This window comes from uncultured Thiodictyon sp., assembly GCF_903828115.1.
Classification (GTDB): Bacteria; Pseudomonadota; Gammaproteobacteria; order Chromatiales; family Chromatiaceae; genus Thiodictyon.
Genome location: NZ_CAIKKU010000524.1, coordinates 1 through 1,850, shown reverse-complemented (window position 1 = coordinate 1,850; position 1,850 = coordinate 1). Strand labels below are relative to the sequence as shown.

3 protein-coding genes are annotated in these 1,850 nt (G+C 57.8%); all 3 read right to left on the bottom strand.

Annotation, left to right across the window (positions count from 1 at the left end; genetic code table 11):
* Positions 1-216 precede the first annotated feature (216 nt).
* A complete protein-coding gene (locus QZY48_RS19465; protein WP_295434294.1) occupies positions 217-1,047 on the bottom strand; it encodes a trans-aconitate 2-methyltransferase in 831 nt (276 codons plus the stop codon).
* A gap of 458 nt (positions 1,048-1,505) precedes the next feature.
* Positions 1,506-1,703, bottom strand: coding sequence for a hypothetical protein (locus QZY48_RS19460; protein ID WP_295434293.1), 198 nt, complete (start codon positions 1,701-1,703; stop codon positions 1,506-1,508).
* Positions 1,700-1,837, bottom strand: coding sequence for an alpha/beta-hydrolase family protein (locus QZY48_RS19455; protein ID WP_295434296.1), 138 nt, complete (start codon positions 1,835-1,837; stop codon positions 1,700-1,702). The genes QZY48_RS19460 and QZY48_RS19455 overlap by 4 nt, the downstream gene beginning before the upstream one ends.
* Positions 1,838-1,850: the final 13 nt, after the last annotated feature.

Sequence of the window (1,850 nt, the reverse complement as noted above, 5' to 3'; positions counted from 1 at the left end):
GGAACCGGATGCGGGAAAACTGCACGTCCGGGTCTGTGGCGGGGGCTCCGGGCAACCGGAGTCCCTACGCCGGAGGCAATTATCGGATTCGTAATTGAGCCTGGCCCCTTTTCTTGCCCTTTATTGTCCGCGTTAACTGAATTGATGAGCCGGTTTAACGTCATTATCGCGTTTGTCGCTCGTGAAGCACGTAGACCATGAGACCCGCATCCTGATCTAGGGTCGGCTGCCATGCGCGAAGAGATTCACGCCCTCCGCCTCTGCGGCCACACGTAATGCGCGCGATTCGACACCCGCGGCCATAATGAGATCGCGCAGTTGGGCCTCGGTGCGATGATTTAGGCACCATCGCCCAAGCTCCATGTACGCTTGGGTAGGGTTGCCGACAGCAAAATTGCCTATGACTATCTCTCCGCCGGTGGCGAGAGAAGCTAACATCCTTCTTGCGACCAATACGAAGGTTCGATCCCTAAAGTAGTCGAATAGCCCGGCGGCCCAGATTAGGTCATACTTATGATCGGGTCGCGTCTTGAAAACGTCTTGGTGGAGAAAAGTGATGCGTTCAAGGTATGGCTTGTTGAGGTTACGCGCATACTCTATGGCTCTCTGATCTCGCTCGATACAGTCGACTTTGATGGCAGCGTTCGGGTTCCGTTCAAACCATTCATATATTCCGCGACCGGGGCCACTGCCGAGATTGAGGACCCGCGCATCTGGCAAGCGGTGAATTAGCTCATCAAGGAGACGATGGAAATAAGCCTTCCGATTTCTGACAGCAGCGGGCGCTGCCTGAGCATGGAAATATTGGTCCCAAGCGATCAGGTCAGGTCGGCTGGACATCCACGACGTGTAGATTCGGTCGATCATTTCAAAATCGCCCGCATAACCATAAGGTTTGCGAAAGGCGAAACCCTGAACAGTGTCCAGCGAAAAGGCATCCCCGAAGGCTGCGAATACGTCCGTCTCATCGGCCGAAGTGACGCAACCCTGACGTTTGGCCGAGTCAAAGCGACGAATCCACGTCGTCAGTTCTTCATGTTCCGTCAACTTAGGTCCTCCCCGATCAACCATATCGCGGACGAATGCCGCAAAGGCCCTGCTCGCGCTATCCACGGTTCCTCCTCGGCTTGACGGACGGATTCGCTCTTTACAGAGCCTAACGTGTTCTACATTGGACTAGGCTGCGCCCAGCCTAGACTGCCACGGGCCGCTTGTGTGCTAGATCGGACTAGGATACTGATGTTCTAGACTGAATCCAGTCCAGCACCCAAGTATCCTAGTTCCCCGGTCATGGCTACTCCCCCCCCGCCAGTGCCCATCTGATGGACACGCGCCGTTCGTGTACCCATGCGGTCGAGCCGATCTTGCCGACACCGCACCCGCAATCCTCGCTCAGCGTCCAGCGCCTGATCTTTGGGAGTCATCGAAGCCATCCCCTGCAGGGAGATAGTATTGTCTGCAAAAGGTTTATGCTTTGCAACTGCCGTTCGTGGATCCAAGTCACGTCAAGCGAAAAAAAATGTCGTGTTGGCTGGCGGAAGTCCGGCGGGGAAGCCCTGCGGCAAGGTCCCGGAAGCGGCCGGTTCGACGATCGGGCGGTCGCGAGGGCCGGCGGCCGGATTGATGATCAAGGCCCGCGAGGGGCCGGCGGCGGGCTCAGGGGCGAGGATGATCCGCTCCCGCTTGCGTGGTTCGCCGTTCATTTGAAGATCGTCTTTAGCCGCGCCACCTCGGCGTCGCTCCAGCCTTGCGGTTCGGTCAGCGTCAGCCATGCGTCGATGTAGTGTGCCGGCGCGAATTCGTGTCCGAAGCCCTTCGGGGTGACGCCCGCCACCATATCGGCCACCAGT

Bases quoted from the DNA above. Each gene is read 5' to 3' on its own strand.
- QZY48_RS19460 (WP_295434293.1), bottom strand. From the start codon at position 1,703: ATGAACGGCGAACCACGCAAGCGGGAGCGGATCATCCTCGCCCCTGAG.
- QZY48_RS19455 (WP_295434296.1), bottom strand. From the start codon at position 1,837: ATGGTGGCGGGCGTCACCCCGAAGGGCTTCGGACACGAATTCGCGCCG.